Raw genomic sequence first — 25768 nt, 5'->3', positions numbered from 1 at the left:
CGTCATTCACCTACCTGCGAAATTGAAAGTTCGTGGATTCGGACCAAGCCGGGTTCCGTCGTCGAGCGAGGAGATCGTCGCCATTTCGTTTTCGCTCAGTTCGAAATCGAACACGTCGAGGTTGCTCGCAATCCGTGCGGGGTTGACCGACTTGGGGATCACGATATTACCCAGCTGGATATGCCAGCGAATCAACACCTGGGCAGCTGTCCGCCCACACTCCGCCGCGACGGCGGTGATCATCGGATGCGTCAGCAGCGATCCCTGGCCCAGGGGCGCCCACGCCTCGGTCGCGATGCCGCGTTGGGCGTGCACCTCGCGCAATTCTTTTTGGGTGAATCGTGGGTGCAGTTCGATCTGATTGACCGCCGGAACGATGCCAATGGCATCGATGAGAACCGAGAGGTGCTCGGGCTCGAAATTGCTGACTCCGATGGACCGGATGCGGCCCTGGTCGCGCAGGTGGGCGAATGCCTTGAAGGTGTCGACGAACTTGTTCAGCGCCGGCTGCGGCCAATGGATGAGATAGAGGTCGAGATAATCCAGGCCGAGCCGGTCCATGCTGGCGTCGAATGCCCGCAGCGTGCTGTCGTAGCCCTGGTCCGGGTTCGCCAATTTGGTTACCACGTACAGTTGGTCGCGCGGCACGTCGGAGGCGGCAACCGCGCGCCCGGTCTCCCGCTCGTTGCGGTAGGCCGCGGCGGTGTCGATATGTCGGTAACCGGCGCGCAGGGCGGCAGCCACCGCCTGCTCGGTGTCTGCCGGCGGGATCTGGAAGACTCCGAGCCCGACGGCGGGGATCGAATTTCCGTCATTCAGCGTCACCAAGGGAGCTGCCATGACACAGAGTCTGCCAGGCGCGTGGGACCTGGACCTCGGAGCGAGACAGGCACCAATCGGGTGGACCAGCCGCCTGCAGGGCCTGGCCACCGCCGCCGGTCTCAAGGTCATTCCGTGGATCCCGACGGCAGCCCAGCGGATGCTGGTTCGAAGCCGCGCGATCATGATCGACGGCAACACTTTGGATCCCACGCTGCAGCTGATGCTGACGGGCCAGCGGGTTGTCGGCATCGACGGCCTGGTCGTCGACGACGACGCGGCGGCCTCCCGCGCCCAGATGCGCGAGGGCCTGCTGAGCTTTTCCGGTCCGCAGATTCATGTCGAGGTGGACGACATCACGCTGCCCGGGCCGGGCGGTGAGATCGCGGCGCGGCACTACCGCCCGCCCAACGGTGCGGCGGCGCCGTTGCTGGTCTTCTATCACGGCGGTGGCTGGACGATCGGTGACCTGGACACCCATGACGCGCTGTGCCGGTTGACCAGCCGCGATGCCGGCATCCATGTGCTGTCGATCGACTACAGGCTGGCCCCCGAGCACGCGGCCCCGGCCGCAGTGGAGGACGCCTACGCGGCCTTCACCTGGGCCCACGAGCACGCCGGCCAACTCGGTGCGATTCCCGGGCGCGTCGCGGTGGGCGGCGACAGCGCCGGAGGCAACCTCGCCGCCGTCGTCTGCCAGCTGGCGCGCGACGCGGGTGGTCCCGCGCCGGTGCTGCAGTGGCTGCTCTACCCACGGACCGATTTCACCGCGCAGACCAGGTCGATGAGCCTGTTCGCCCGCGGCTTCCTGCTGACCAAACGCGACATGGACTGGTTCGACTCGCAATACCTGCGACGTTCCACGCTCGACCGGACCGATCCGCGGCTTTCGCCGCTACTGGCCGAGTCTCTGTCGGGGCTGGCGCCGGCGCTCATCGCGGTCGCGGGTTTCGACCCGCTGCGCGACGAGGGCGAGAGCTACGCGACGGCGCTGCGGGCCGCCGGCACTGCGGTGGACCTGCGGCCCATGGGTTCGCTGACCCACGGCTTCGCCAGCCTGTTCCCGCTTGGCGGCGGCAGTGCCGCCGCGACCAGCGAACTGATCTCGGCCCTGCGTGCTCATCTGAGCCGGGCCTGATCGACACTCGCCGGTAATGTAGAGGCGCGCCGCCCGACCCACGCACAAGCCCGCACCGAAGGATCAGCGAACCAGTGGCCGACAAACCCAACCGTCCCCCTCGATTCGACTTGAAGTCAGGCACCGGCAAATCCGGCCGACTCTTCCAGATCGGCGGCACCGCCTTCGTCGTGATCCTGCTGGTCGCGATCGTCTCCTACATCGTGATGACCCACCACGACAAGAAGGCCGCGGCCAGCGGCGAGGGAGACACGGTGCGGGTGACGTCGAGCAAGCTGGTGACCCAGCCCGGGACGTCCAACCCCAAGGCCGTGGTCACCTTCTACGAGGACTTCCTGTGCCCCGCGTGCGGCAACTTCGAGCGCACCTACGGGCCGACGGTGTCCAAGCTCATCGACACCGGCGCGATCGCGGCCGACTACTCCATGGTCGCCATCCTCGACAACTCGAGGAACCAGAACTATTCGTCGCGGGCCGGCGCGGCGGCGTTGTGCGTCGCCGACGAGTCCATGGACGCGTTTCGCCGTTTCCATACCGCGCTGTACACCACCCGAGTCCAACCCGACGAACGCGGCAGCAGCTTTCCCGACAACGCGAAACTGATCGAACTCGCCCGCGAAGCCGGCGTGGTGGGCAAGGTCCCGGACTGCATCAACAGCGGTAAGTACCTCTCCAAGGTCACCGGGGAAGCGGCGGCCGCAAACATCACCGCAACCCCGACGATCAAGATCAACGGCGAGAACTACGAACCGTCGACGCCTGATGCGCTGGTCGCCAAGATCAAGTCCATCGTGGGCGACGTGCCGGGGCTCGACAACGCCGTCGCTCCCGCCGCGTAGCGACGGTCGCGGTGTCAGCAGAAGCCGCCGCGCCTCCGGACGACCTGACGCCGGAATCGTCGCCCGTAGCGCCGGTACCCGCGCTGAGCGCATGGTGGGTGCTGATCGCCGGGGCGATCGGCTTGTTCGCGTCGCTGACGCTGACGGTGGAGAAGGTCAAAATCCTGCTCAACCCGTCATACGTGCCGTCGTGCAACTTCAACCCGATCGTCTCGTGCGGCTCGGTGATGGTCACACCGCAGGCATCCCTGCTGGGCTTCCCCAATCCGCTGCTCGGCATCGTGGGCTTTACCGTGGTGGTGGTCACTGGTGTGCTCGCTGTGGCGAAAATTCCTCTGCCCCAATGGTATTGGGTTGGGCTGGCGATGGGCACCCTAGTCGGTGCGGCGTTCGTGCACTGGCTGATCTTCCAGAGCTTGTACCGAATCGGGGCGTTGTGTCCTTACTGCATGGTGGTCTGGGTGGTCACCATCTCGCTGCTGGTGGTGGAACTCTCCGTCGTGCTGCGCCCGGTGCTGGCGAGCACGAACCGCGCATTGGTGCGGGTGCTGTTCGACTGGCGCTGGTCGATCGCCGCGCTGTGGTTCACCGCCGTGTTTCTGCTGATCTTGGTGCGGTTTTGGGACTATTGGTCGACGCTTTTGTGAGCCTCGGCGAGTGACACGGATCATCGGCGGCATCGTCGGTGGGCGGCGTATTGCGGTCCCGCCGAAGGGAACCCGGCCGACCACCGATCGGGTCCGGGAGTCGCTGTTCAACATCGTCACCGCCCGGCGCGATCTGAGCGGGCTGACGGTCCTGGACCTCTACGCCGGTTCGGGGGCACTGGGGCTCGAGGCCCTGTCCCGCGGTGCGGCGTCCGCGCTCTTCGTGGAGTCCGACCACGGCAGCGCCGCCGTCATCGCCCGCAACATCGAGGCGCTGGGCCTGCCCGGGGCGACGCTGCGCCGCGGGCCGGTGGCCTCGGTGTTGGCGGCCGGGAGTCCGTCTCCGGTGGACCTGGTGCTGGCGGACCCGCCCTACGACATCGAGGCCGCCGAAATCGAGGCTGTCCTGGTCGCGCTGACCGCGCACGGCTGGGTGCGCGAGGGAACCGTCGCGGTGGTCGAGCGTGCCGCCGCCGGCCCACCGCTGAACTGGCCGGCGGGCTGGTCGCCGTGGACCCCGCGCGTTTACGGCGACACCCGGTTGGAGTTGGCCGAATGGTGCTGACGCAGGCGTGTAGCGTCATCGACCATGAGCGGCGCGGTATGCCCGGGATCGTTTGACCCGGTGACGTTGGGCCACATCGACGTTTTCGAACGCGCCTCCGCCCAGTTCGACGAAGTCGTCGTGGCGATCCTGACCAACCCCGCCAAGAAGGGCATGTTCGACATCGACGAGCGGATCGCGATGATCGAAGAATCCACCACCCACCTGCCGAACCTGCGGGTGGAGGTCGGACAGGGTCTCGTCGTCGACTTCGTCAGGTCGCGGGGGATGACAGCCATCGTGAAGGGCCTGCGCACCGGCACCGACTTCGAGTACGAGCTGCAGATGGCGCAGATGAACAAACACATCGCCGGCGTCGACACGTTCTTCGTGGCCACCGCCCCGCGGTATTCGTTCGTGTCCTCGTCGCTGGCCAAAGAGGTCGCGACGCTGGGCGGTGACGTGTCGGAGCTGCTGCCCGAACCGGTGAATCGCCGGTTGCGCGACCGCATTTCCGGTGCCACCGGCTGAGCCAGCGACCACTAGTGGTGGCTGTGGCCACTCTCATCTGGCTGCGCCTCGGGCGAGCCGCCCATCATGCGCAGCATTGGAAGTCCCCCCGAGGTGATGAACCGCGCGACCAGGATGGCCGCGAAGCCGAGGAAGGCGATGTTGAGCCAAGTGGTGTAGTTCCACGAGATCGACGCTTCCATGACCGTGGCGTTGCGGGAATGTGGGATGAGATCGGCTGTGCCAAAGATCAATTCGACGAGGTACCCGGCGGCGACCATCGCGACGTAGAAGGTGCCGAGCAGCGCCAGCGCCATTTTGACGCCGTAATACTTCCGGTAGATATTCAAGATCGGCAGGATGATCAGGTCGGCGAAGATGAACGCGATGACACCGCCGAAGCTGATGCCGCCGTTCCAAAGCACCGCGGCCAGCGGCACATTGCCGATTGAACAGACGAAGGACACGATCGCCACGATGGGCCCAACGATCGGTCCCCATAGCGCCGCCCAGCCCGGATGGCTGGCCAAAAAGAAGCTCTGCCAAAAGCTTTCGGGAACCCACGCCGCGATGGCACCTGCGATCAACAGGCCCAGCACGAGATCGCGCAGGATCGCAAGCCACTCCATGACGAACACATGCGAAACCGAGGTGAAGCCCGCCGTGGAGAACAGCCGCCGCCAGAACGAGCCGTCGCCTTGGATGGACATGTCCATGGCGGCGTGGCCTTCCATCGATCCGGCGATTCCCCGCTCGGCCTGCTCGCGGGCCGCGTCGATCAGGCGAGAGCGCACGAAAAGCCGGAACAGCACGGCCAATACGACGATCATCAGCGGGCCGCCGACGAATTCCGCGGCGGTGAACTGCCAGCCCACCAGCAGGGCGAGGATGATGCCCAACTCGACCACGAGATTGGTGGAACCGATTTCGAACGCCATGGCGGCGGTGAAGTTGGCGCCTTTGCGGAACAGCGATCGGGCCAGGGCCACCGCGGCGTAGGAGCACGACGACGACGCGGCTCCCAGCCCCGCGGCCACCGCCAGCGTCCGGGGCCGGTCATCGCCCATCAGGCTCACGATCGTCGAGCGGCGCACCACGGCCTGGACCACCGCCGACAACGCGAAGCCCAGGATCAGCGCCCAGGTGATCTCCCACGTCATCGACCCCGCCAGCGCCAACGCATGCCCGATTGCCGGTAGCACCTTGTCCGTCACTGGTCCTCCGCTCCGGTTCGTCCCGCGGCGATTCTGCGGCGATAATACCCTACAGGGGTATATCCCGCGTGGTGTCGGCCGGCGAAGTTAGAGTCGGGCACGTGTTGCAAACGGTCGCGATCCGCGGGTACCGCTCGCTGCGGGAAGTAATCCTGCCACTGGGCCGGCTGTCGATCATCACGGGCGAAAACGGCGTCGGAAAGTCGTCGCTGTATCGCGCGCTGCGATTGCTGGCCGATTGTGGTCGCGGCGAGGTGATCGGGTCGCTGGCCCGCGAGGGCGGTCTGGAATCCGTCCTATGGGCCGGGCCCGAGCAACTCGGCGCCGCGCGCCGGACGGGAAAGGCGCAAGGAACCGCGCGCAACAACCGGCCGGTGTCTCTCGAACTCGGTTTCGCCGCAGACGATTTCGGTTATCTGGTGGATCTCGGACTGCCGCAGTCGACCGGCCGGGCCCGGTCGGCGTTCGCACGCGATCCGGAGATCAAGCGAGAGGCGTTGTTCGTCGGCCCGGTACTGCGGGCGGCGACCACCCTGGTGCGCAGGACACGCACTTTCGCCGAAGTCAGCGCGCAATCGGGCAGTGGGTTCGACGAGCTGTGCCGAACATTGCCGTCGTATCGCAGCGTGCTGGCGGAATATGCCAACCCGCAAGCGCTTCCCGAACTCGCCGCCGTGCGTGAGCGGCTGCGCGGCTGGCGCTTCTACGACGGCTTCCGGGTTGACGCCGGGGCGCCCGCGCGGCGCCCGCAGGTGGGCACCCGCACCCCGGTGCTCTCCGATGACGGCCACGATCTGGCCGCCGCCATTCAGACGATCATCGAGGCCGAAATCGACGATTTGAGCCGCGTCGTCGCCGACACCTTCGACGGTGCGTCGGTCTCGGTCGTCGTCAACGACGGGCTGTTCGACCTCCAGCTGGGCCAGCGCGGCATGCTGCGCCCGCTGCGGGCGGCCGAATTGTCCGACGGCACGCTGCGGTTCCTCCTGTGGGCCGCCGCCCTGCTGAGCCCGCAGGCGCCGTCGCTGATGGTGCTCAACGAGCCCGAAACCTCACTGCACCCGAGCCTGGTGGGCCCGCTGGCGTCGCTGATCCGCGCCGCGGCGTCGCAGACCCAGGTGGTCGTCGTCACCCATTCGCGTTCGCTGCTGGGATTCCTGGAGGATGCGGCGGTCGGCATCGAGCTGTACAAGGACTTCGGCGAGACCCGCATCACCGGCCAGAGCCTGCTGACAACCCCGCGATGGGACTGGGGCAAACGCTAGGTCGCCGACCGCCGCAGCGCGACAGCAAAACGGTTGGGGTTGGCAAAGGCTCATATACTGACGGCAAAATAACCGGACTTTGCCAACTCCGGCACTGCCGCAAATATGGACGGTAACGATCTGGTCAACGCCGGTGTACTGGGGTTTTCCCGTTTGTTCCCCGAGCAAATGCCCGACACACCGGCCTCGCCACCGCCGTCACAGACGTAACACCAGGCACACTGGTAACAACAGGAGCTTTTGCAAGACGCCAGGAGGGCATGGCCGTGTATCGAGTGTTTGAAGCGCTGGACGAATTGGGCGCCATCGTCGAAGAAGCCCGCGGCGTGCCGATGACGGCCGGCTGTGTGGTGCCCCGCGGTGACGTCCTCGAGCTGATCGACGACATCAAAGACGCAATCCCCGGCGAGCTGGACGATGCCCAGGACGTGCTGGACGCGCGCGATTCGATGCTGCACGACGCCAAGACGCACGCCGAATCCATGGTGTCCTCGGCGACCACCGAGTCGGAGTCGATGCTCAACCACGCCCGCGCCGAGGCCGACCGCATCCTTTCGGACGCAAAAGCCCAGGCGGACCGCATGGTGAGCGAGGCGCGGCAGCACAGCGAGCGGATGCTCGGGGAGGCCCGCGAGGAGTCGATTCGCATCGCCACGGCGGCCAAACGCGAATACGAAGCCAGCGTCGGACGCGCCCAGGCCGAAGCCGACCGGCTGATCGAAAACGGCAACATCTCCTACGAGAAGGCCGTGCAAGAGGGCATCAAGGAACAGCAGCGCCTGGTGTCGCAGAACGAGGTGGTGCAGGCGGCCAACGCGGAATCCACGCGGCTCATCGACACGGCGCACGCCGAGGCCGATCGTTTGCGCGGCGAGTGCGACATCTACGTCGACAACAAGCTCGCCGAGTTCGAGGAGTTCCTCAACGGCACGCTGCGCTCCGTGGGCCGCGGCCGCCACCAGCTACGCACGGCGGCCGGCACGCACGACTACGCGACGCGCTAGCCCCCGCGGCGGCCGTTGACCGCTTCGTTGCGCCCTCGCGCCGCGCGCCGCGCGCCGTAGGATTTCCCCTATGGCGCGGCAGCACAGCACCACGGCGCGGCGACACCCGACCTCGCCGATGGCGATCGATATCACCCGGCTCGGGCGACGCCCGGGCGCGATGGTCACCCTGCGCGACACCGTGCCCAGCCCGTCACGCATCGGGCGGGACATGATCGCGATCGAACCAGGCGCGCCGGTGGAACTGGATCTGCGGGTCGAGTCGGTGTCGGAAGGCGTCCTGGTCACCGGGACGGTGGCCGGGCCGACCGTCGGCGAGTGTGTCCGCTGCCTGACCGAGGTCACCGGCCGCGTGCAGGTCGCGCTGACGGAACTCTTCGCGTATCCGGACAGCACGACCGAGGCGACCACCGAGGAAGACGAGGTGGGCCACATCGTCGAGGACACCATCGACCTCGAGCAACCCATCGTCGACGCCGTCGGACTGGAGCTTCCGTTCGCCCCGTTGTGCAGGCCGGATTGCCCGGGATTGTGCCCCGAATGCGGTGTTTTGCTGGCCGCGGAGCCGGGCCATCACCATGACCGCATCGACCCGCGATGGGCCAAGCTGACTCAATTATTGGAACCCGAAGCGTCCCAGCCGGATTCGCGGGGTGAGCAGTGAGCTCGCGGCAGGTCCTGCTCGACGCGCTCGGAGTCGAGCTGCCCGACGAGCTGCTCTCGTTGGCGTTGACGCACCGCAGCTACGCCTACGAGCACGGCGGGCTGCCGACCAACGAGCGTCTGGAGTTTCTCGGCGACGCCGTCCTGGGCCTGACCGTCACCGACGAGCTCTATCACCGTCATCCCGACCGTTCGGAGGGCGACCTGGCCAAACTGCGCGCCAGCGTGGTCAACACCCAGGCGCTGGCCGACGTTGCGCGCAACCTGGCCGAAGGCGGGCTCGGCGTTCATCTGCTGCTGGGCCGCGGCGAGGCCAACACCGGCGGAGCCGACAAGTCGAGCATCCTTGCCGACGGCATGGAATCGCTGCTGGGTGCGATTTACCTGCAGCACGGCATCGACACGGTGCGCGCGGTGATCCTGCGGCTGTTCGGCCCGCTGCTGGACGCCGCACCCACGCTGGGCGCCGGGCTGGACTGGAAGACCAGCCTGCAGGAGCTGACCGCGGCGCGCGGCATGGGCGCGCCGTCCTACGTCGTCACATCCACGGGGCCGGACCACGACAAGGAATTCACCGCGGTGGTCGTCGTGATGGAAACCGAATACGGGTCCGGCGTGGGCCGCTCCAAGAAGGAAGCCGAGCAGAAGGCAGCCGCCGCGACGTGGAAAGCATTGGAAGTGCTGGACACCGCGGGGAAATCGTCCGCATAGATCGATGGTGATGACCCGCAGCGCCCGGCTTCGCCGCGCTTGCGATCATGCCCAACTCGATGGTGATGACCCGCAGCGCCCGGCTTCGCCGCGCTTGCGATCATGCCCAACTCGATGGTGATGACCCGCAGCGCCCGGCTTCGCCGCGCTTGCGATCATCACTAGATGCCTGAGTTACCCGAAGTCGAGGTGGTGCGCCGCGGCTTGCAGACCCATGTGGTGGGCAAGACGATCACCGCCGTTCGGGTTCATCATCCCCGCGCGGTGCGCCGCCACGAGGCCGGTCCCGCCGACCTCACCGCCCGCCTGCTCGACGTGGGGATCACCGGAACGGATCGTCGGGGTAAATACCTCTGGCTGACGCTGGAAACCGGTGAGGCACTGGTCGTTCACCTCGGCATGAGCGGGCAGATGCTGCTGGGAACCGTCCCGCGCGCCGATCATGTGCGGATATCCGCGCTGCTCGACGACGGGACCGTGCTGAGCTTCGCGGACCAGCGGACCTTCGGCGGGTGGATGCTCGCCGACCTCGTGGAAGTGGACGGCAGCGTGGTGCCCCAGCCCGTCGCGCACCTGGCGCGCGACCCGCTCGATTCCCGGTTCGATGCCGAAGCCGTCGTAAAAGTGTTGCGGCACAAGCACTCCGAGATCAAGCGCCAGCTGCTGGATCAGCAGGTGGTGTCGGGGATCGGCAATATCTACGCCGACGAAGCGCTGTGGCGGGCCGAGGTGCACGGTTCGCGAATCGCCGCGACACTGACCCGCAAACAGCTTGGCGCGGTGCTGGATTCGGCCGCGGACGTGATGCGCGAAGCCCTGACGCAGGGCGGGACATCCTTCGATTCGCTGTATGTCAACGTCAACGGCGAGTCGGGGTACTTCGACCGCTCCCTGGACGCCTATGGCCGTGAAGGCGAAAGCTGCCGGCGCTGCGGCACCGTCATGCGCCGGGAGAGGTTCATGAACCGGTCGTCGTTCTACTGCCCGAAATGCCAGCCGCGGCCGCGGCGTTGAGTGTGCATGCCGATCAATCGAAGATGTCGCGGCGCAAGGCTCCCGGCGAACCTGGCGATAGGGCCGGGTCCACGAACCACTCACACGGGAATATCAGACCGAAGAGTTGGGGTGGCACTCGAAGCAGCGCCCCGAACAGGCGCGCGGCCCGGCCGGAGCCGCCGATCTGCGAGCGGTGTGCGGCAAGCGCGTCCCGCTTCTGCCGCGCGAAACGAAAGACGTTGATGCGATGGGTGATGCTCGCCCGCGGAGCGTATGCAGTGCGGACGATGTCCCGCTCGTATGGTGCTGGTAGCCGCAGCAGATGAGCCAGATCGCTGGTCCGGCGCAGTAATTCGCGCGGCATCGTCGTCTCGAGCACGCGCGGGGTCGCCGCGAGCTCGGCTGCCCGCTTGCCGACGTGATGCACCTGCACGTGATCACGATGGCCGTAGCCGCCGTTGCGCTCGTAGCTGAGCAACAGGTCGGCGTCCTCCTCGCGAAGTATATCGGCCAGCCGCTGCGCCGCCTCATCGACATCGGCTCGCCCGAACCTGACCCGGCCGGGCGGATCCGGGTAGAAATCGGGACCGTAGCCGCTGTCGGCGTAGCCGAGGCACTCGACCCGGTGAGCGCCAAGAATGCCTGCGCTGCAACGCAGTTCGTTCAGCCGGACGCCATCGTCCTCGTTGTGCACCCGCCCGTCGGTCGCCGTGACCAGAACCACGCGGTGTCCGGCTGCCGCCGCCCGCGCGAGTGTGCCACCGGTGAGGACTACCTCGTCGTCCGGATGGGCGTGGAACGCGATGACAGTGGCCATGCAACGCAGTATGCCCGCCCGGTAGAAATGACCTATGACGGAACTGTGGGTCGAACGCACCGGATCGCGCCGTTACACCGGACACAGCTCACGGGGTGCGCAGGTACTCGTCGGCTCCGAGGACGTCGAGGGCGTATTCACCCCCGGCGAGCTACTCAAGATCGCACTCGCCGCGTGCAGCGGAATGGCCAGCGACGAGCCGCTGGCCCGCCGGCTCGGAGACGACTACAAAGCGGTGGTCAAGGTGTCCGGGCCGGCCGACCGTGAACAGGAGCGCTATCCGCGGCTCGAGGAGACCCTCGAGCTCGACCTGTCGGGATTGTCCGACGAGGAGAAGGAACGCCTGCTGGTGGTGGTCAACCGAGCCATCGACCTGGTCTGCACGGTCGGGCGCACGCTGAAATCCGGCACAGAAGTCAACTTCGAGGTCGCCAGTGTCCAATCCAACGTCGGGTCCTGACGTCCGACTCACCGCCTGGGTGCACGGAACGGTCCAGGGCGTCGGTTTCCGCTGGTGGACCCGCTGCCGCGCGCTGGAGCTGGGCCTCACCGGATACGCGGCCAACCAGCCCGACGGCCGCGTCCGAGTGGTCGCCCAGGGCCCGCGCGAGGCGGGCGAGAAACTGCTGCAGCTGCTGGACGGGCGCGGCACGCCCGGGCGCGTCGACAAGGTCGTCGCCGATTGGTCGGCCCCAACGGAACAGTTCGACGGTTTCGTCGAGCGCTGACGGAACCCAGTGACTGATGTGGCCCATGTGGCCAGTGCGTCGAGGAGTGAACACCAGGCAAATTTCGTGCGAGCCGACACCCCTCGGTGAGCGGGGCCGGGGCAATTTGACCGGTAGTCTGGCGAGCCGTGTACCTCAAGAGTCTGACGCTGAAGGGCTTCAAGTCCTTCGCGTCGCCGACGACTCTGCGCTTCGAGCCGGGCATCACCGCCGTCGTGGGCCCCAACGGCTCCGGCAAATCCAACGTGGTCGATGCCCTGGCGTGGGTGATGGGGGAGCAGGGCGCAAAGACGCTGCGTGGCGGAAAGATGGAAGACGTCATCTTCGCCGGCACCTCGTCGCGCGCACCGCTGGGCCGCGCCGAAGTCACCGTCACCATAGACAACTCCGACAACGCGCTGCCGATCGAGTACTCCGAGGTGTCGATCACTCGGCGGATGTTCCGCGATGGCGCCAGTGAATACGAAATCAACGGCGCCAGTTGCCGTTTGATGGACGTGCAGGAGCTGCTGAGCGACTCGGGCATCGGGCGAGAGATGCACGTGATCGTCGGGCAGGGCAAGCTCGACGAGATCCTGCAGTCGCGACCCGAGGATCGCCGGGCGTTCATCGAGGAAGCCGCCGGCGTGCTCAAGCATCGCAAGCGCAAGGAAAAAGCCCTCCGCAAACTCGAAGCGATGTCGGCGAACCTGGCCCGGCTCACCGACCTCACCACCGAACTGCGCCGCCAGCTCAAACCGCTGGGCCGGCAGGCCGAGGTGGCCCGTCGCGCCCAAACCATCCAGGCCGATCTGCGTGACGCCAAACTGCGGCTGGCCGCCGACGACCTGGTCAGCCGGCAGGTGGAGCGCGACGCGATCCTGGAGGCCGAGGCGGCCATGCGCCGCGAACACGACGAGGCGGCCGCCCGCCTCGCGGTGGCATCCGAGGAGCTGACCGCGCACGAGACCGCGCTCGCCGACCTGTCCGGCCGCGCCGAGTCGGTTCAGCACACCTGGTTCGGGCTGTCCGCCTTGGCCGAACGCGTGGGCGCCACCGTGCGGATCGCCAACGAGCGCGCCCAGCATCTCGACGTCGAGCCGGTGACGACCGGAGACACCGACCCCGACGCGCTGGAAGCCGAGGCGGAGCAGGTCGCGGCCGCCGAGCAGCGGCTGTTGGCGGAGCTGGCCGCGGCGGGCACCCGGCTGGATGCCGCCCGCGCGGAATTGGCCGAGCGCGAGCGCGCCGCCGCCGAGGCCGACCGGGCCCATCTGGCGGCGGTCCGGGCCGAGGCGGACCGGCGCGAGGGCCTGGCGCGGCTGGCCGGTCAGGTGGAGACGATGCGAGCGCGCGTCGAATCGATCGACGACAGCGTCGCGCGCCTGACCGAACGCATCGAACACGCCGCCATCCGCGCGCAGCAGACCAAGGCGGAGTTCGAAACCGTGCAGGGCCGCGTCGGCGAACTGGATCAGGGCGAGGTCGGCCTGGACGAGCACCACGAACGCACGGTGGCCGCGCTGCGGTTGGCGGACGGACGCGTCGCCGAGCTGCAGTCCGCGGAGCGGGAGGCCGAACGTCAGGTGGCGTCGTTGCGGGCCCGCATCGATGCGCTCTCGGTGGGCCTCGAGCGCAAGGACGGCGCGGCGTGGCTTACGCAAAACTTCAGTGTCGCAGGACTTTTCGGCTCCGTTGCCAAGTTGGTCAAGGTTCGGTCCGGCTACGAGACGGCGTTGGCCGCGGTGCTCGGGTCCGCGGCGGACGCGCTGGCCGTCGAAAGCTTCGGCGCCGCCCGTTCGGCGGTCTCCGCGCTCAAGGCGGCCGACGGCGGCCGCGCGGCCCTGGTGCTGGGCGACTGGCCCGCCGACAATCCCGCACCGGCCGGTGAGCTACCCGGCGGCGCCCTGTGGGCGCTCGATCTGGTCGAGGCGCCGCAGCGGCTGCGCGGCGCGATGGTCGCGATGCTCGCCGGTGTCGCCGTGGTCGGCGACCTGGGCCAGGCGCTGGATCTGGTGGCCGCGCGCCCGCAATTGCGCGCGGTCACTCTCGACGGCGACCTGGTGGGCGCCGGCTGGGTGAGCGGCGGTTCCGACCGCAAGCTGTCCACGCTGGAGCTCACCTCGGAAATCGACAAGGCCGGCAGCGAGCTCGCGGCGGCGGAGGCGCGGGTGGCTCAGCTGAGCGCCGCGCTGTCCGGCGCGCTGACCGAGCAGAGCGCCCGTCAAGATTCCGCCGAGCAGGCGTTGGCCGCACTCAACGAATCCGACACCGCGATCTCCGCGATGTACGAGCAGCTCGGCCGGCTGGGCCAGGACGCCCGCACCGCCGATCAGGAGTGGAACCGGCTGCTGCACCAGCGCGAGGAGTTGGAGTCGGGGCGGGCGCAGACCGTCGAAGAGGTCACCGAGCTCGAAACCCGGCTGCGCAACGCCCAAGAAACGCAGCACGTGCAGGTGGCCGACCCCGTCAACCGCCAGCAGATCGCCGCCGCCGCCGAAAGCGCGCGCGGCGCCGAGGTGGAGGCGCGTCTCGCGGTCCGTACCGCCGAGGAACGGGCCAACGCGGTGCGCGGGCGGGCGGATTCGTTGCGCCGCGCGGCCGCCGCCGAACGCGAGGCGCGGATCCGGGCCCAGCAAGCGCACGCGGCGCGATTGCGCGCGGCCGCGGTGGCCGCGGCGGTGGCCGACGCCGGACGGCTGCTGGCCGAGAGGCTGGACCGCGTGGTCGACGCGGCGTCGCAGATCCGCGACGCCCTGGTCACCGAACGTCAGGAGCGATCCGTTGCCATGGCGGCGGTCCGCGACGAGGTGCATCAGCTCGGGGCCCGGGTGGCCACCCTGACCGATTCGCTGCACCGCGACGAGGTGGCCGACGCCCAGGCGGCGCTGCGCATCGAGCAGCTCGAGCAGATGGTGCTGGAGCAGTTCGGCATGGCGCCGGCCGACCTGATCGCCGAGTACGGCCCGGAGGTCGCGCTGCCCCCGACGGATCTCGAGATGGCCGAATTCGAGCAGGCCCGCGAGCGTGGCGAACAGGTGACCATGCCCGCACCGATGCCGTATGACCGGGCGACCCAGGAGCGCCGGGCCAAACGCGCGGAGCGCGAGCTGGCCGAGCTGGGCCGGGTCAACCCGCTCGCCCTGGAGGAGTTCGCCGCGCTGGAGGAGCGCTACAACTTCCTGTCCACCCAGCTCGAGGACGTCAAGGCGGCCCGCAAGGATCTGCTGGACGTCGTCGCCGACGTCGATGCCCGAATCCTCCAGGTGTTCACCGACGCCTTCACCGACGTCGAACGCGAATTCTCCGACGTGTTTACCGCGCTGTTCCCCGGCGGCGAGGGCCGGCTGCGGCTGACCGACCCCGACGACATGCTCACCACCGGCATCGAGGTGGAGGCGCGTCCGCCCGGCAAGAAGATCACCCGGCTGTCGTTGCTGTCCGGCGGCGAAAAGGCATTGACCGCGGTGGCGATGCTCGTCGCGATCTTCCGGGCCCGCCCGTCGCCGTTCTACATCATGGACGAGGTCGAGGCCGCGCTCGACGACGTGAACCTGCGCCGATTGATCTGCCTGTTCGAACAGCTGCGCGCCCAGTCGCAGATCATCATCATCACGCACCAGAAGCCGACGATGGAGGTCGCCGACGCGCTGTACGGCGTGACCATGCAGGGCGACGGCATCACCGCGGTGATCTCGCAGCGCATGCGCGGCCAGCAGGTGGAGCAGCTGGTCTCCAGCTCCAACTAGCGCCGGTCGCAAGCGCGGCGTGCCGGGCGAAGCGGGCCGGCGCCATCCAACTAGGGCCGTTCCAATTGGGGCCGGTCCTACCGGCGCGCGGCCGCTTGGAAGAATGTCAGCGTGTCGCAAGGTCTTTGGATCGCCATCGCGGTCTTGGGCGCCATCGCCGCCCTGGTCATCATCGTCGCGCTGGTGCTGGGTCTGCGGCGTTACCGCCGCCGCCGGATCAGTCTGACGACGACGGCCGAACCGGGTGCGATCGACCGCTCGGGCGGCTACGCCGCGTCGTCGGGCATTACCTTCAGCCAGTCCACACCGACGCTTGACACCGGCGGGTTGCCCGCGGTCGGTGACGACGCCACCGTTCCCCGCGACGCGCCGCGGCGCACGATCTCCGACGTCCACCTCCCGGAGGTGGTGGCCGAACCCAAGACGCCTGAACCCGTCACGGCCGCACCGGAGGCCGCGGAGTCGCCGGCCGCCGCCGAGATCGAGGCCATCGCGCCGCCCGAGGGCCGGCTGGAACGACTGCGCGGCCGGCTGGCCCGATCGCAGAACGCCCTGGGCCGTAGCGTGCTGGGTTTGATCGGCGGCGGCGACCTGGACGAGGACTCCTGGCAGGACGTCGAGGACACGCTGTTGGTCGCCGATCTGGGCCCCGTGGTCGCCGATTCGGTGGTCTCGCAGCTGCGGAGCCGGCTGGCCAGCGGCAACGCGCGCACCGAGGCCGACGCGAAGGCCGTGCTGCGCGACGTCCTGATCACCGAGCTGCAACCCGCGATGGACCGGTCGATCCGCGCCCTCCCGCACGCCGACCACCCGTCGGTGCTGCTGATCGTCGGCGTCAACGGCACCGGAAAGACCACCACCGTCGGCAAGCTGGCCCGGGTACTGGTGGCCGACGGGCGCCGCGTCGTCCTGGGCGCCGCCGACACGTTCCGGGCCGCGGCCGCCGATCAGCTGCAGACCTGGGCGGCGCGCGTCGGCGCCGACGTGGTGCGCGGTCCCGAAGGCGCCGACCCGGCGTCGGTGGCCTTCGACGCCGTCGACAAGGGGATCGCCGCGGGCGCCGACGTCGTCGTCATCGACACCGCCGGCCGACTGCACACCAAGGTCGGGCTGATGGACGAACTCGACAAGGTCAAGCGGGTCGTCACCCGGCGCGCGGCCGTCGACGAGGTGCTGCTGGTCCTCGACGCCACCATCGGGCAGAACGGATTGGCGCAGGCGCGGGTTTTCGCCGAGGTCGTGGAAATCACCGGCGCGGTACTGACCAAGCTTGACGGAACGGCCAAGGGCGGCATCGTTTTCCGTGTTCAGCAAGAGCTCGGCGTGCCGGTGAAGCTGGTCGGACTCGGCGAAGGACCCGACGACCTGGCGCCGTTCGAGCCCGCCGCATTCGTGGACGCGCTGCTCGGCTGAGACCGCTTACACGCCACGCGGGACGTTAATACCGCCGAAACATGGCGGCCCCATTGCCGAAACAACAATTGCGCATGGTTCTCGCAGGCCACAGGCACCTGCCTGTCGGCCTACTCATGTCGACCGGAGGTGAAAGCGAGTGAGTTTCCCGCAATTGGGCCAACCAGATACCGGGGATACCGCCTGGATGTTGGCGAGTTCCGCACTGGTGCTGTTGATGACGCCTGGTCTTGCCTTCTTCTACGGCGGCATGGTCCGCACCAGAAGCGTGCTCAACATGATCATGATGAGCATCAGCTCCATGGGCGTGGTGACAGTGTTGTGGGTGCTGTACGGCTACTCGATGTCGTTCGGTAACGACAAGGGTGGCGTCGTAGGCAACCCGTCCGACTACTGGGGTCTGGCGAAGCTGATTGGCGGCAATGCCGTGAAGGCCGACGCGACCAAGGGCGTCGCACAGGTCGACATCCCGCTGGCCGGCACCATGCCGGCCACGGTCTTCGTGGCCTTCCAGCTGATGTTCGCGATCATCACCGTCGCGCTGATCTCGGGTGCGGTGGCGGACCGGCTGAAGTTCACCGCATGGTTGGTGTTCGCCGGGCTGTGGGCGACGCTGGTCTACTTCCCGATCGCGCACTGGGTGTTCGCGGCCGACGGCTTCGCCTCCGAGCACGGCGGCTGGATCATCAACAAGTTGCACGCGATCGACTTCGCCGGTGGTACCGCGGTCCATATCAACTCCGGTGTGGCCGGCCTGATGCTGGCGATCGTCCTGGGCAAGCGCAAGGGCTGGCCGACGACGCTGTTCCGGCCGCACAACCTGCCGTTCGTGATGCTCGGCGCCGGGTTGCTGTGGTTCGGCTGGTTCGGGTTCAACGCCGGGTCGGCGACCAGCTCGAACGGCGCCGCCGGATCGACGTTCATCACCACCACGGTTGCCACTGCCACCGCCATGCTCGGCTGGCTGCTGACCGAGCGCATCCGCGACGGGAAGCCCACGACACTGGGCGCGGCGTCGGGCATCGTCGCCGGGCTGGTTGCCATCACACCGTCGTGCTCGTCGGTCAACATCCTGGGCGCGATCGTGGTCGGCGCGGTGGCCGGCGTGGTCTGCGCGCTGGCGGTCGGGCTGAAGTTCCGGTTGGGCTTCGACGACTCGCTCGACGTGGTCGGGGTGCACCTGGTCGGCGGTCTGGCTGGCACGCTGCTGGTCGGCCTCCTCGCCGCGCCGGAGAGCCCGGCGATCAACGGCGTGGTCGGGGTATCGAAGGGGCTGTTCTACGGCGGCGGCTGGGCGCAGCTGGAGCGGCAGGCGATCGGGGCATTCTCAGTCATGTTCTACTCCGGCATCGTTACGCTCATCCTGGCCCTGATCCTGAAGTACACGATCGGGTTGCGCCTCAACCCCGAGGCGGAATCCTCGGGTATCGACGAGGCCGAGCACGCGGAGAGCGGCTACGATTTTGGAGTGATCGGCGGCCAGGGGTCTGGGCTAACGACACGAACTGCGCTGGACGACCGTAACGGTTCTGAGGACCGGGTGGACGAGAAAGTGGAGGCAGAGCACGCATGAAGCTGATCACCGCGATCGTAAAGCCGTTCACCCTTGATGACGTCAAGACCACCCTCGAGGAGGCGGGCGTCCTGGGGATGACGGTCAGCGAAGTTCAGGGCTACGGACGGCAGAAGGGCCACACGGAGGTCTACCGGGGCGCGGAATACTCGGTTGACTTCGTGCCGAAGGTGCGGATCGAGGTCGTTGTCGACGACTCGATCGTCGACAAGGTGGTGGACAGCATCGTTCGCTCGGCGCGCACCGGCAAGATCGGTGACGGCAAGGTCTGGGTGAGTCCCGTGGAAACCATAGTGCGGGTCCGCACGGGTGAACGCGGAACCGATGCGCTGTGACAGCAGCCGCACATTGCTGATCCGACCCGGACGGGCCGGGAGGGTATGAATCCAGACCCACCCGATCCGTCCGGGAACGGAGCAGAAAGCGCCTGCGAGGCAGGCGATTTGGCTGAGGCGCGGCGCAAGCTGCTCTCCGATGGCGTTGGTCTGCATGCTGCCGAGCTGCGGCACGCCTGGCTGGATCTGCACGAGTCCTGGCTGACCGCCAAGGCGGCCGAGATCGGGATCACCGACACCAGTGGCTTCGCGATCGTCGGGATCGGCGGCATCGGCCGACACGAGCTGCTGCCGTATTCCGATCTGGACCTAATGCTGTTGCACGACAACAAGTCTGCCGACGTGTTGCAGCGGGTCGCCGACAAGCTGTGGTATCCGTTGTGGGACGCCAACGTCCGGCTGGACCACAGCGTGCGAACGGTCTCCGGGGCACTCGGCGTCGCCAATGCCGACATGATCGCGGCCCTGGGCATGTTGGACGCCCGCCACATCGCAGGCGATCCGCAGCTGTCCGACGAATTGATCTCCGGCGCAAGAAAGCAGTGGCGCAGCGCAATTCGTTCCCGGATGGACGAGCTGGTCGAAATAACACAGGCGCGCTGGCAGCGATGTGGCCGGATATCGCAACGGGCCGAGCCGGACCTGAAATCGGGCCGCGGCGGCCTGCGCGACGTGCAACTGCTCGACGCGCTGGGGGTCGCCCAGCTCATCGACCGCCACGGTATGGGTCGCCCGGAGACACCGGGGGGTTCACTGGACGACGCCTACCTGACGCTGCTCGATGTGCGCACCGAGCTGCACCGGGTGTCGGGCCGCGGACGCGATCAGCTGCTGGCCCAGTTCGCGGACGAGATCAGCGCCGCCTTGCACATCGGCGACCGCTTCGACCTGTCCCGCAAGCTTTCCAGCGCCGGTCGCACCATCGGCTATCACGCCGAAACCGGGATGCGCACCGCGGAAAACGCGCTGCCGCGCCGCGGGGTTTCGGCTTTGGTGCGGCGCCCGAAACGCCGACCACTCGACGAAGGCGTCGTCGAGTACTCCGGCGAAATCGTGCTCGCCCGCGATGCCCAACCCGAAACCGACCCCGGCCTGGTGCTCCGCGTGGCGGCCGCATCGGCCGACACCGGATTGCCCATCGGCGCCGCCACATTGAACCGCCTCGCGACCGGCGCGCCCGAGCTGCCGACGCCCTGGCCGCGCGAAGCGCTGGACGACCTGCTGGTCGTGCTTTCCGCCGGGCCCACGACTGTGGCGACGATCGAAGCGCTCGACCGCACCGGGATATGGGAGCGATTGTTGCCGGAATGGGCTGCGATTCGCGACCTTCCGCCCCGCGATGTCGCGCACAAGTGGACGGTCGATCGCCACGTGGTCGAGACCGCCGTCCACGCGGCGCCACTGTCCACCCGCGTGGCGCGTCCCGACTTGCTCGCGCTCGGCGCGCTGCTGCACGACATCGGAAAGGGCCGGGGCGTCGATCACAGTGTGCTCGGCGCCGAGATGACACGGGAGATCGGCGCCCGGCTCGGGATCGCATCCCCCGACATCGAATTGCTCTCGAAATTGGCGCGCCACCACCTGCTGCTGCCGATCGTGGCCACCCGCAGCGACCTGAACGACCCCGCCACCATCGAGGGCGTATCCGAGGCGCTCGGCGGGGATCCGCAACTGCTCGAGGTGCTGCACGCGCTGACGGAAGCCGACTCCAAGGCCACCGGGCCCGGGGTGTGGAGCGAATGGAAGGCCCTGCTGGTCGACGATCTGGTGAGCCGCTGCCGGTTGGTGATGGCCGGTGAGGCCCTGCCGCAGGTCGAACCGACTGCGCCGCATTATCTTTCGCTGGCGGCCGACCGCGGGGTGCACGTGGAGATCACGCCCGCCGACGGCTCGCGCGCCTATCACGTCGTCATGGTCGCCGCGGACCAGCGCGGACTGGTGTCGAAGGCGGCCGCCGTGCTGGCGCTGAACTCGCTGGGAGTCCATTCGGCGACGGTGAACAGCCACGAGGGCGTCGCGGTCACCGAATTCGTGGTGTCGCCGCACTTCGGCTCCCCGCCCGCGGCCGAATTGCTGCGCCAGCAGTTCGTGGGCGCCCTCGCCGGCGACATCGATGTCCTGGCGATGGTGGAGAAACGGCACGCCGAGGCCACGGCGTCGGCGCGGGCGGGCGAGGTACAGGCGGGAGCGCCCCTGACGCGTTCCACCGCCCCACCCCACATCCTGTGGCTCGACACCGCATCCGACGGCCAGCTGGCCGTCGAGGTGCGCGCGATGGATCGGCCCGGCCTGCTCGCCTTACTGACCCGGGCGCTGGAAAGGGCTGGGGCGGATATCGTTTGGGCGAAGGTCAACACGTTCGGGTCGACGGCCGCCGACGTGTTCTCGGTGGTGCTGCCGCCCGGGCCCGAGCCGGGCGGTGACGACACCGCGCGAGCCGAGGTGCAAAAACACCTGCTGGCCGTCTTAGGTGCCGCGGACGAGGTGGCGGTCATCTAGGCCGCAGTCACGAGTGCTCCGAATTCAATTGGCGCACAGCGACGATGCGCGCCTTGAGTTGCTCGCGAGTTGCGGCGGCTATCGGCGGCCCCCCGCAGCGGCGGCGCAGTTCGTTGTGGATCCACCCGTGCGGTTTCCCGGTGCGGTGATGCGCAATCGACACCAAAGTGTTGAGTTCGCTGCGCAGTTCGCGCAGCTGCCCGTGCACCGTCACCGAGGGCATCGGCGCGCCTTGATTGGCGGCCGCGCGCCTCTGCAGCTGCTCGTCCTGGCGGCGGTGCAGCAGGGCGCGCATCTGCTCGGCGTCGAGTAAGCCGGGGATGCCGAGGTAGTCGGCCTCCTCGTCGCTTCCGGCCGGGGTGGCGGTGCCGAACGAGGAGCCGTCGAAGATCACCTGATCGAGTTCCGCGTCCGCGCCCAACGACGTGAAACCCTGATCGGCTTCCGTCTTTTCGGTTTGCGTCCGCAGCGCGGGATCCCCGTCGAGGGGGTCGTCGGCTTCGCGGTGCGGTTGGCCGAGCACGTGGTTGCGCTGGGCCTCCAACTCGCTCGCCAGCTGCAGCAGGTTGGGCACCGACGGCACGAAGATGCTCGCGGATTCCCCGGGCCGGCGAGACCGCACGAACCGGCCGACGGCCTGCGCGAAGAACAGCGGTGTCGAGGCGCTGGTCGCGTAGATCCCGACCGAAAGCCGGGGCACGTCAACGCCTTCGGAGACCATGCGCACCGCGACGAGCCACCGGCCGGTGCCCTCGGCGAATTGCGTGATGCGGGCCGAGGATCCCGGGTCGTCGGACAACACCACCGTCGGCGCCTCGGATGTCAGCTTCTTCAGCAGCGCGGCGTACGCGCGCGCCGCAGCCTGGTCGGAGGCGATGATCATGCCCCCGGCGTCGGGCACATGGGTCCGCAGCCCGCGCAGCCGTTGGTCGGCGGCGGCGATCACCGCGGGCATCCACTCGCCCGCGGGGTCTAGCGCCGTGCGCCACGCCCGGGCGGTCTGCTCGGCGGACAGCGGCTCGCCGAGCCGTGCCGCGTGCTCCTCGCCGGCGCTGTCGCGCCAGCGCGCCTGCCCGGAGTAGGCGAGGAACACCACCGGCCGGACCACACCGTCGGCCAGCCCTTCGGCGTAGCCGTAGGTGTGGTCGGCCTGCGACCGCAGCGCCCCGTCGGCTCCCGGCTCGTACGTGACGAACGGGATCGGGCTGTCGTCGCTGCGAAAAGGTGTGCCCGTCAAGGCAAGTCGGCGGGTGGCGTCGCCGAAGGCTTCGCGGATGGCCTCACCCCAGGTCTTGGCGTCACCGCCGTGATGGATCTCGTCGAAGATGACCAGGGTTTTGCGTTGTTCGGTGCGCACCCGGTGCAGCGTGGGATGCGCCGCGACCTGGGCGTAGGTGACCATCACGCCGTGATACTCGGGCGAGGTCCGCGGGCTGGTGTTGGAGAATCGCGGGTCCAGGGCGAGACCGTGCCGACCCGCGGCCTGCGCCCACTGGACCTTCAGGTGCTCGGTGGGGACCACCACGGTGATCTGCTCGACGGCGCGATGGGCGAGCAGTTCGGCCGCCACCCGCAGCGCGAACGTCGTCTTGCCGGACCCGGGGGTGGCCACGGCGAGGAAGTCGCGCGGCTGGGCGGCCAGATACTTCACCAACGCCCGGCGCTGCCAGCCCCGCAACGCCTGGGCGCCGACCGGCTGCACCGACAAAGTTCCCCCCGTGGCTGGTCACGCCCTGACAAGTCTTGCGCCCGGCCCGCGACGCGGCGGCGGGTGTGAAATGTAGCATGCCAACGCTTTTCGGTGCTGAAGCGACGCGAGCTAGATGGCGTGGCCCGCCAGGTCGCGGGTTTGCAGCCACGCGTCGATTCGTGCGGCGACGTCGGCCCAGCCCGGCTCGAGCATCATGTTGTGTCCCATGTCGAAGAACTCGGGTTCGGTCCGGTAGGCGCGCGCCGTCGCGCGCACCGCGCGCACGCTGACGAAGCCGTCGTGCAGGCCACCGAGGACCAGAATCGGGGTCCTCACCCGCGCGGTATCGACCCGGCGCAGCATCGGATCGGTCATCGCCGCGCGGATGCTCTCGGGCCCGGCGCGTTTCCAGCAGGATTCGACGACGGCCTCGGGCGTGTCGGCGCAGAACAGGTATTCGCGGGCGAGCGCCTGGGTGCGCAGGAATTTGACCAACGTGGGGTCGTGGAACGAGTGCACGGTCATCCACGGCCGGCGTCGCCAGACGCGCAGCGCCGCGCCGAGCACACCCTGCGGCGGCAGGGAGCCCACCAGCACCGCGGCCGGTGCGGTTCGGTCCTCGAGGTAGCGCTGGATCGTGTAGCCACCCAGGGAATGGCCGATCAGCACTGGCGCGCCACCCAAGTCGTCGGCCACCGAACGGACGTCGTCGATGTAGTCGGCGATGGAGACGTGCTGCAGCGGCTTGGTCGTGGGGCTGGTGCCGTGCCCGCGCAGGCTCATCGCGACCGCGCGATAGCCGGCGTCGGCAAAGAAGTCCAGGAAGCCGTCGTCCCAGCACCAGGCGCCGTGCCAGCCGCCGTGGACGAAAAGCAGCGGCACCGGATGCGCGGCGGTACAGCGTCCCTTGTCGATCACCTCGAGCATGAATCCGCAGTCTAGAACCCATCCGAACGTGCGGCTGGCCGCACGCTCGGCGTCGAATGTGCGGCTGGCCGCACACTCGAGCCAAAGTTCCCAGCCGCTAGGCTGACGGGGTGTTTGAATCGCTGTCCGACCGATTGACCGGCGCCCTTGCCGGGCTGCGCGGCAAGGGCCGACTGACCGACGCCGACATCGAGGCCACCACCCGCGAAATCCGGCTCGCGCTGCTGGAAGCGGACGTTTCGCTGCCCGTGGTGCGGGCCTTCGTCGGCCGGATCAAGGACCGCGCCCGGGGCGCCGAGGTGTCGGGTGCGCTCAACCCGGCGCAGCAGGTCGTCAAGATCGTCAACGAGGAACTCATCGGCATCCTGGGCGGCGAAACCCGCCAGCTGGCGTTCGCGAAGGCGCCGCCGACCGTGGTGATGCTCGCGGGCCTGCAGGGTTCCGGTAAGACGTCGCTGGCCGGGAAGTTGGCCGCCTGGCTGCGCGGGCAGGGACACACGCCTCTGCTGGTGGCCTGCGACCTGCAGCGGCCCGCCGCGGTGAACCAACTGCAGGTCGTCGGCGAGCGCGCCGGCGTACCAGTGTTCGCGCCGCATCCCGGCGAGTCCCCGGAGTCCGGGCCCGGCGACCCGGTCGCCGTCGCGGCCGCGGGTCTCGAGGAGGCCCGCGCCAAACACTTCGACGTCGTCATCGTGGACACCGCCGGCCGGCTGGGCATCGACGAGGAGCTGATGGCCCAGGCCGCGGCCATCCGCGACGCCACCGACCCCGACGAGGTCATCTTCGTCCTGGACGCGATGATCGGCCAGGACGCCGTCACCACCGCGGAGGCGTTCCGCGAGGGCGTCGGCTTCACCGGCGTGGTGTTGACCAAGCTCGACGGCGACGCCCGCGGTGGGGCCGCGCTATCGGTCCGTGAGGTCACCGGTGTCCCAATCCTTTTCGCCTCCACCGGCGAGAAGCTCGAGGACTTCGACGTCTTCCACCCCGATCGCATGGCCAGCCGCATCCTGGGCATGGGCGACGTGCTCAGCCTGATCGAACAAGCCGAGCAGGTCTTCGACGCGGAACAGGCCGAGGCCGCCGCGGTCAAGATCGGCGCCGGCGAGCTGACGCTCGAGGACTTCCTGGAACAGATGCTCGCCATCCGCAAGATGGGCCCGATCGGCAACCTGCTGGGCATGCTGCCCGGCGCCGGTCAGATGAAGGAGGCGCTGGCCGAGGTCGACGACCGCCAACTCGACCGGTTGCAGGCCATCATTCGCGGGATGACGCCGCAGGAGCGCGCCGACCCCAAGATCATCAACGCCTCGCGGCGGCTGCGCATCGCCAACGGCTCGGGTGTGACGGTGTCGGAGGTCAATCAGCTGGTCGACCGCTTCTTCGAGGCCCGCAAGATGATGTCGTCCATGCTCGGCGGCATGGGAATCCCCGGTATCGGCCGCAAGTCCGCGACGCGAAAGAGCAAGGGCGCCAAGGGCAAGAAGGGCAAGAAGGGCGGACGGGGACCGACCCCGCCCAAGGTCCGCAACCCGCTGGCCGCGGGCATGCCGGGGATGGCGGGGATGCCTCCGGGGTTCCCCGACCTGTCGCAGATGCCCGAGGGCCTCGACGAGCTGCCGCCCGCGCTGGCGGACTTCGACCTGTCCAAGCTGAAGTTCCCCGGCAAGAAATCGTGACGATCGCGAGCGCGGCGGAGCCGGGCAAA

Annotated in this window: 23 protein-coding genes; 18 read left to right on the top strand and 5 right to left on the bottom strand. The window is 68.4% G+C overall.

Annotated features, from left to right (window positions below; all coding sequences use genetic code 11):
- Window positions 1-6: 6 nt before the first annotated feature.
- Window positions 7-840, bottom strand: a complete 834-nt coding sequence (locus tag ACQI5H_RS03495) for an aldo/keto reductase (protein WP_427078031.1) — start codon at window positions 838-840, stop codon at window positions 7-9.
- Here ACQI5H_RS03495 and ACQI5H_RS03490 point away from each other — a divergent pair.
- From ACQI5H_RS03490 to coaD, 5 genes are all read left to right on the top strand, one after another.
- Window positions 839-1957 (top strand): alpha/beta hydrolase, encoded by a 1119-nt coding sequence (locus tag ACQI5H_RS03490; RefSeq protein WP_427078030.1) that lies wholly within the window; start codon window positions 839-841, stop codon window positions 1955-1957. The genes ACQI5H_RS03495 and ACQI5H_RS03490 overlap by 2 nt on opposite strands.
- Window positions 1958-2031: 74 nt before the next feature.
- Complete coding sequence (locus tag ACQI5H_RS03485; RefSeq protein ID WP_427078029.1) at window positions 2032-2796, top strand: DsbA family protein; 765 nt, start codon at window positions 2032-2034, stop codon at window positions 2794-2796.
- An 11-nt stretch (window positions 2797-2807) separates the two neighbouring features.
- On the top strand, window positions 2808-3443 hold the full coding sequence (locus ACQI5H_RS03480) for a vitamin K epoxide reductase family protein (protein ID WP_427078028.1): 636 nt from the start codon (window positions 2808-2810) through the stop codon (window positions 3441-3443).
- Between the two features lie 10 nt (window positions 3444-3453).
- On the top strand, window positions 3454-4008 hold the full coding sequence (gene rsmD, locus ACQI5H_RS03475; protein ID WP_427078027.1) for a 16S rRNA (guanine(966)-N(2))-methyltransferase RsmD: 555 nt from the start codon (window positions 3454-3456) through the stop codon (window positions 4006-4008).
- A gap of 24 nt (window positions 4009-4032) precedes the next feature.
- On the top strand, window positions 4033-4518 hold the full coding sequence (coaD, locus tag ACQI5H_RS03470; protein WP_427078026.1) for a pantetheine-phosphate adenylyltransferase: 486 nt from the start codon (window positions 4033-4035) through the stop codon (window positions 4516-4518).
- An 11-nt stretch (window positions 4519-4529) separates the two neighbouring features.
- Here coaD and ACQI5H_RS03465 read toward each other — a convergent pair whose 3' ends face one another.
- Window positions 4530-5711 (bottom strand): permease, encoded by a 1182-nt coding sequence (locus ACQI5H_RS03465; protein WP_427078025.1) that lies wholly within the window; start codon window positions 5709-5711, stop codon window positions 4530-4532.
- Between the two features lie 101 nt (window positions 5712-5812).
- Between ACQI5H_RS03465 and ACQI5H_RS03460 the strand changes: the two genes are divergently transcribed.
- The 5 genes from ACQI5H_RS03460 (at window position 5813) to mutM (ending at window position 10368) form a co-directional block, all read left to right on the top strand.
- Entirely contained in the window at window positions 5813-6976 is a 1164-nt protein-coding gene (locus tag ACQI5H_RS03460) for an AAA family ATPase (RefSeq protein ID WP_427078024.1), read from the top strand.
- A gap of 266 nt (window positions 6977-7242) precedes the next feature.
- Window positions 7243-7980, top strand: coding sequence for a cell division protein SepIVA (gene sepIVA / locus ACQI5H_RS03455; RefSeq protein ID WP_076063359.1), 738 nt, complete (start codon window positions 7243-7245; stop codon window positions 7978-7980).
- A gap of 70 nt (window positions 7981-8050) precedes the next feature.
- Complete coding sequence (locus tag ACQI5H_RS03450; protein ID WP_427078023.1) at window positions 8051-8644, top strand: YceD family protein; 594 nt, start codon at window positions 8051-8053, stop codon at window positions 8642-8644.
- On the top strand, window positions 8641-9354 hold the full coding sequence (gene rnc, locus ACQI5H_RS03445) for a ribonuclease III (protein ID WP_076063189.1): 714 nt from the start codon (window positions 8641-8643) through the stop codon (window positions 9352-9354). Before ACQI5H_RS03450 ends, rnc begins: the two co-directional genes overlap by 4 nt.
- A gap of 165 nt (window positions 9355-9519) precedes the next feature.
- Window positions 9520-10368 (top strand): DNA-formamidopyrimidine glycosylase, encoded by an 849-nt coding sequence (gene mutM, locus ACQI5H_RS03440; protein WP_427078022.1) that lies wholly within the window; start codon window positions 9520-9522, stop codon window positions 10366-10368.
- A gap of 13 nt (window positions 10369-10381) precedes the next feature.
- Here mutM and ACQI5H_RS03435 read toward each other — a convergent pair whose 3' ends face one another.
- Window positions 10382-11167 (bottom strand): PIG-L deacetylase family protein, encoded by a 786-nt coding sequence (locus ACQI5H_RS03435; protein ID WP_427078021.1) that lies wholly within the window; start codon window positions 11165-11167, stop codon window positions 10382-10384.
- A gap of 34 nt (window positions 11168-11201) precedes the next feature.
- Here ACQI5H_RS03435 and ACQI5H_RS03430 point away from each other — a divergent pair, with 34 nt between their 5' ends.
- The 7 genes from ACQI5H_RS03430 to ACQI5H_RS03400 all read left to right on the top strand — a co-directional run bounded on the left by ACQI5H_RS03430 (window position 11202) and on the right by ACQI5H_RS03400 (window position 21443).
- Window positions 11202-11627, top strand: a complete 426-nt coding sequence (locus ACQI5H_RS03430; RefSeq protein ID WP_427078020.1) for an OsmC family protein — start codon at window positions 11202-11204, stop codon at window positions 11625-11627.
- Window positions 11602-11895 carry an acylphosphatase gene (locus ACQI5H_RS03425; RefSeq protein ID WP_427078019.1) on the top strand — a complete coding sequence of 98 codons (294 nt, stop codon included), beginning with the start codon at window positions 11602-11604 and terminating at the stop codon, window positions 11893-11895. Before ACQI5H_RS03430 ends, ACQI5H_RS03425 begins: the two co-directional genes overlap by 26 nt.
- 128 nt (window positions 11896-12023) lie before the next feature.
- Complete coding sequence (gene smc / locus ACQI5H_RS03420; RefSeq protein WP_427078018.1) at window positions 12024-15623, top strand: chromosome segregation protein SMC; 3600 nt, start codon at window positions 12024-12026, stop codon at window positions 15621-15623.
- 111 nt (window positions 15624-15734) lie between these two features.
- The gene (ftsY, locus tag ACQI5H_RS03415) at window positions 15735-17036 is read left to right on the top strand and encodes a signal recognition particle-docking protein FtsY (protein ID WP_427078017.1); all 1302 of its coding nucleotides are present in this window, start codon (window positions 15735-15737) and stop codon (window positions 17034-17036) included.
- 187 nt (window positions 17037-17223) lie between these two features.
- Window positions 17224-18609, top strand: coding sequence for an ammonium transporter (locus tag ACQI5H_RS03410; RefSeq protein WP_427078309.1), 1386 nt, complete (start codon window positions 17224-17226; stop codon window positions 18607-18609).
- On the top strand, window positions 18606-18944 hold the full coding sequence (glnB, locus tag ACQI5H_RS03405) for a nitrogen regulatory protein P-II (protein ID WP_076063176.1): 339 nt from the start codon (window positions 18606-18608) through the stop codon (window positions 18942-18944). The genes ACQI5H_RS03410 and glnB overlap by 4 nt, the downstream gene beginning before the upstream one ends.
- Before the next feature lie 45 nt (window positions 18945-18989).
- Window positions 18990-21443 carry a [protein-PII] uridylyltransferase gene (locus ACQI5H_RS03400; RefSeq protein WP_427078016.1) on the top strand — a complete coding sequence of 818 codons (2454 nt, stop codon included), beginning with the start codon at window positions 18990-18992 and terminating at the stop codon, window positions 21441-21443.
- A gap of 7 nt (window positions 21444-21450) precedes the next feature.
- Here the strand turns inward: ACQI5H_RS03400 and ACQI5H_RS03395 are convergent, their stop codons facing one another.
- Complete coding sequence (locus tag ACQI5H_RS03395) at window positions 21451-23151, bottom strand: DEAD/DEAH box helicase (RefSeq protein WP_427078015.1); 1701 nt, start codon at window positions 23149-23151, stop codon at window positions 21451-21453.
- Window positions 23152-23262: 111 nt separating this feature from the next.
- On the bottom strand, window positions 23263-24060 hold the full coding sequence (locus ACQI5H_RS03390; protein WP_427078014.1) for an alpha/beta hydrolase: 798 nt from the start codon (window positions 24058-24060) through the stop codon (window positions 23263-23265).
- Window positions 24061-24170: 110 nt separating this feature from the next.
- Here ACQI5H_RS03390 and ffh point away from each other — a divergent pair, with 110 nt between their 5' ends.
- Window positions 24171-25739, top strand: coding sequence for a signal recognition particle protein (ffh, locus tag ACQI5H_RS03385; RefSeq protein ID WP_427078013.1), 1569 nt, complete (start codon window positions 24171-24173; stop codon window positions 25737-25739).
- Window positions 25740-25768 lie beyond the last annotated feature (29 nt).

The organism is Mycobacterium heidelbergense, assembly GCF_050205645.1.
In the GTDB taxonomy this organism is placed as follows: Bacteria; Actinomycetota; Actinomycetes; order Mycobacteriales; family Mycobacteriaceae; genus Mycobacterium; species Mycobacterium heidelbergense_A.
Note: the sequence above shows the minus strand (reverse complement) of the source record. Positions and strands in the feature narration are given on the sequence as shown.

Coding starts and splice junctions, on each gene's coding strand:
- ACQI5H_RS03490 (WP_427078030.1), top strand. CDS start 839: ATGACACAGAGTCTGCCAGGCGCGTGGGACCTGGACCTCGGAGCGAGA.
- ACQI5H_RS03495 (WP_427078031.1), bottom strand. CDS start 840: ATGGCAGCTCCCTTGGTGACGCTGAATGACGGAAATTCGATCCCCGCC.
- coaD (WP_427078026.1), top strand. CDS start 4,033: ATGAGCGGCGCGGTATGCCCGGGATCGTTTGACCCGGTGACGTTGGGC.
- ACQI5H_RS03450 (WP_427078023.1), top strand. CDS start 8,051: ATGGCGCGGCAGCACAGCACCACGGCGCGGCGACACCCGACCTCGCCG.
- mutM (WP_427078022.1), top strand. CDS start 9,520: ATGCCTGAGTTACCCGAAGTCGAGGTGGTGCGCCGCGGCTTGCAGACC.
- ACQI5H_RS03435 (WP_427078021.1), bottom strand. CDS start 11,167: ATGGCCACTGTCATCGCGTTCCACGCCCATCCGGACGACGAGGTAGTC.
- ACQI5H_RS03430 (WP_427078020.1), top strand. CDS start 11,202: ATGACGGAACTGTGGGTCGAACGCACCGGATCGCGCCGTTACACCGGA.
- ACQI5H_RS03410 (WP_427078309.1), top strand. CDS start 17,224: ATGTTGGCGAGTTCCGCACTGGTGCTGTTGATGACGCCTGGTCTTGCC.
- glnB (WP_076063176.1), top strand. CDS start 18,606: ATGAAGCTGATCACCGCGATCGTAAAGCCGTTCACCCTTGATGACGTC.
- ACQI5H_RS03400 (WP_427078016.1), top strand. CDS start 18,990: ATGAATCCAGACCCACCCGATCCGTCCGGGAACGGAGCAGAAAGCGCC.
- ACQI5H_RS03390 (WP_427078014.1), bottom strand. CDS start 24,060: ATGCTCGAGGTGATCGACAAGGGACGCTGTACCGCCGCGCATCCGGTG.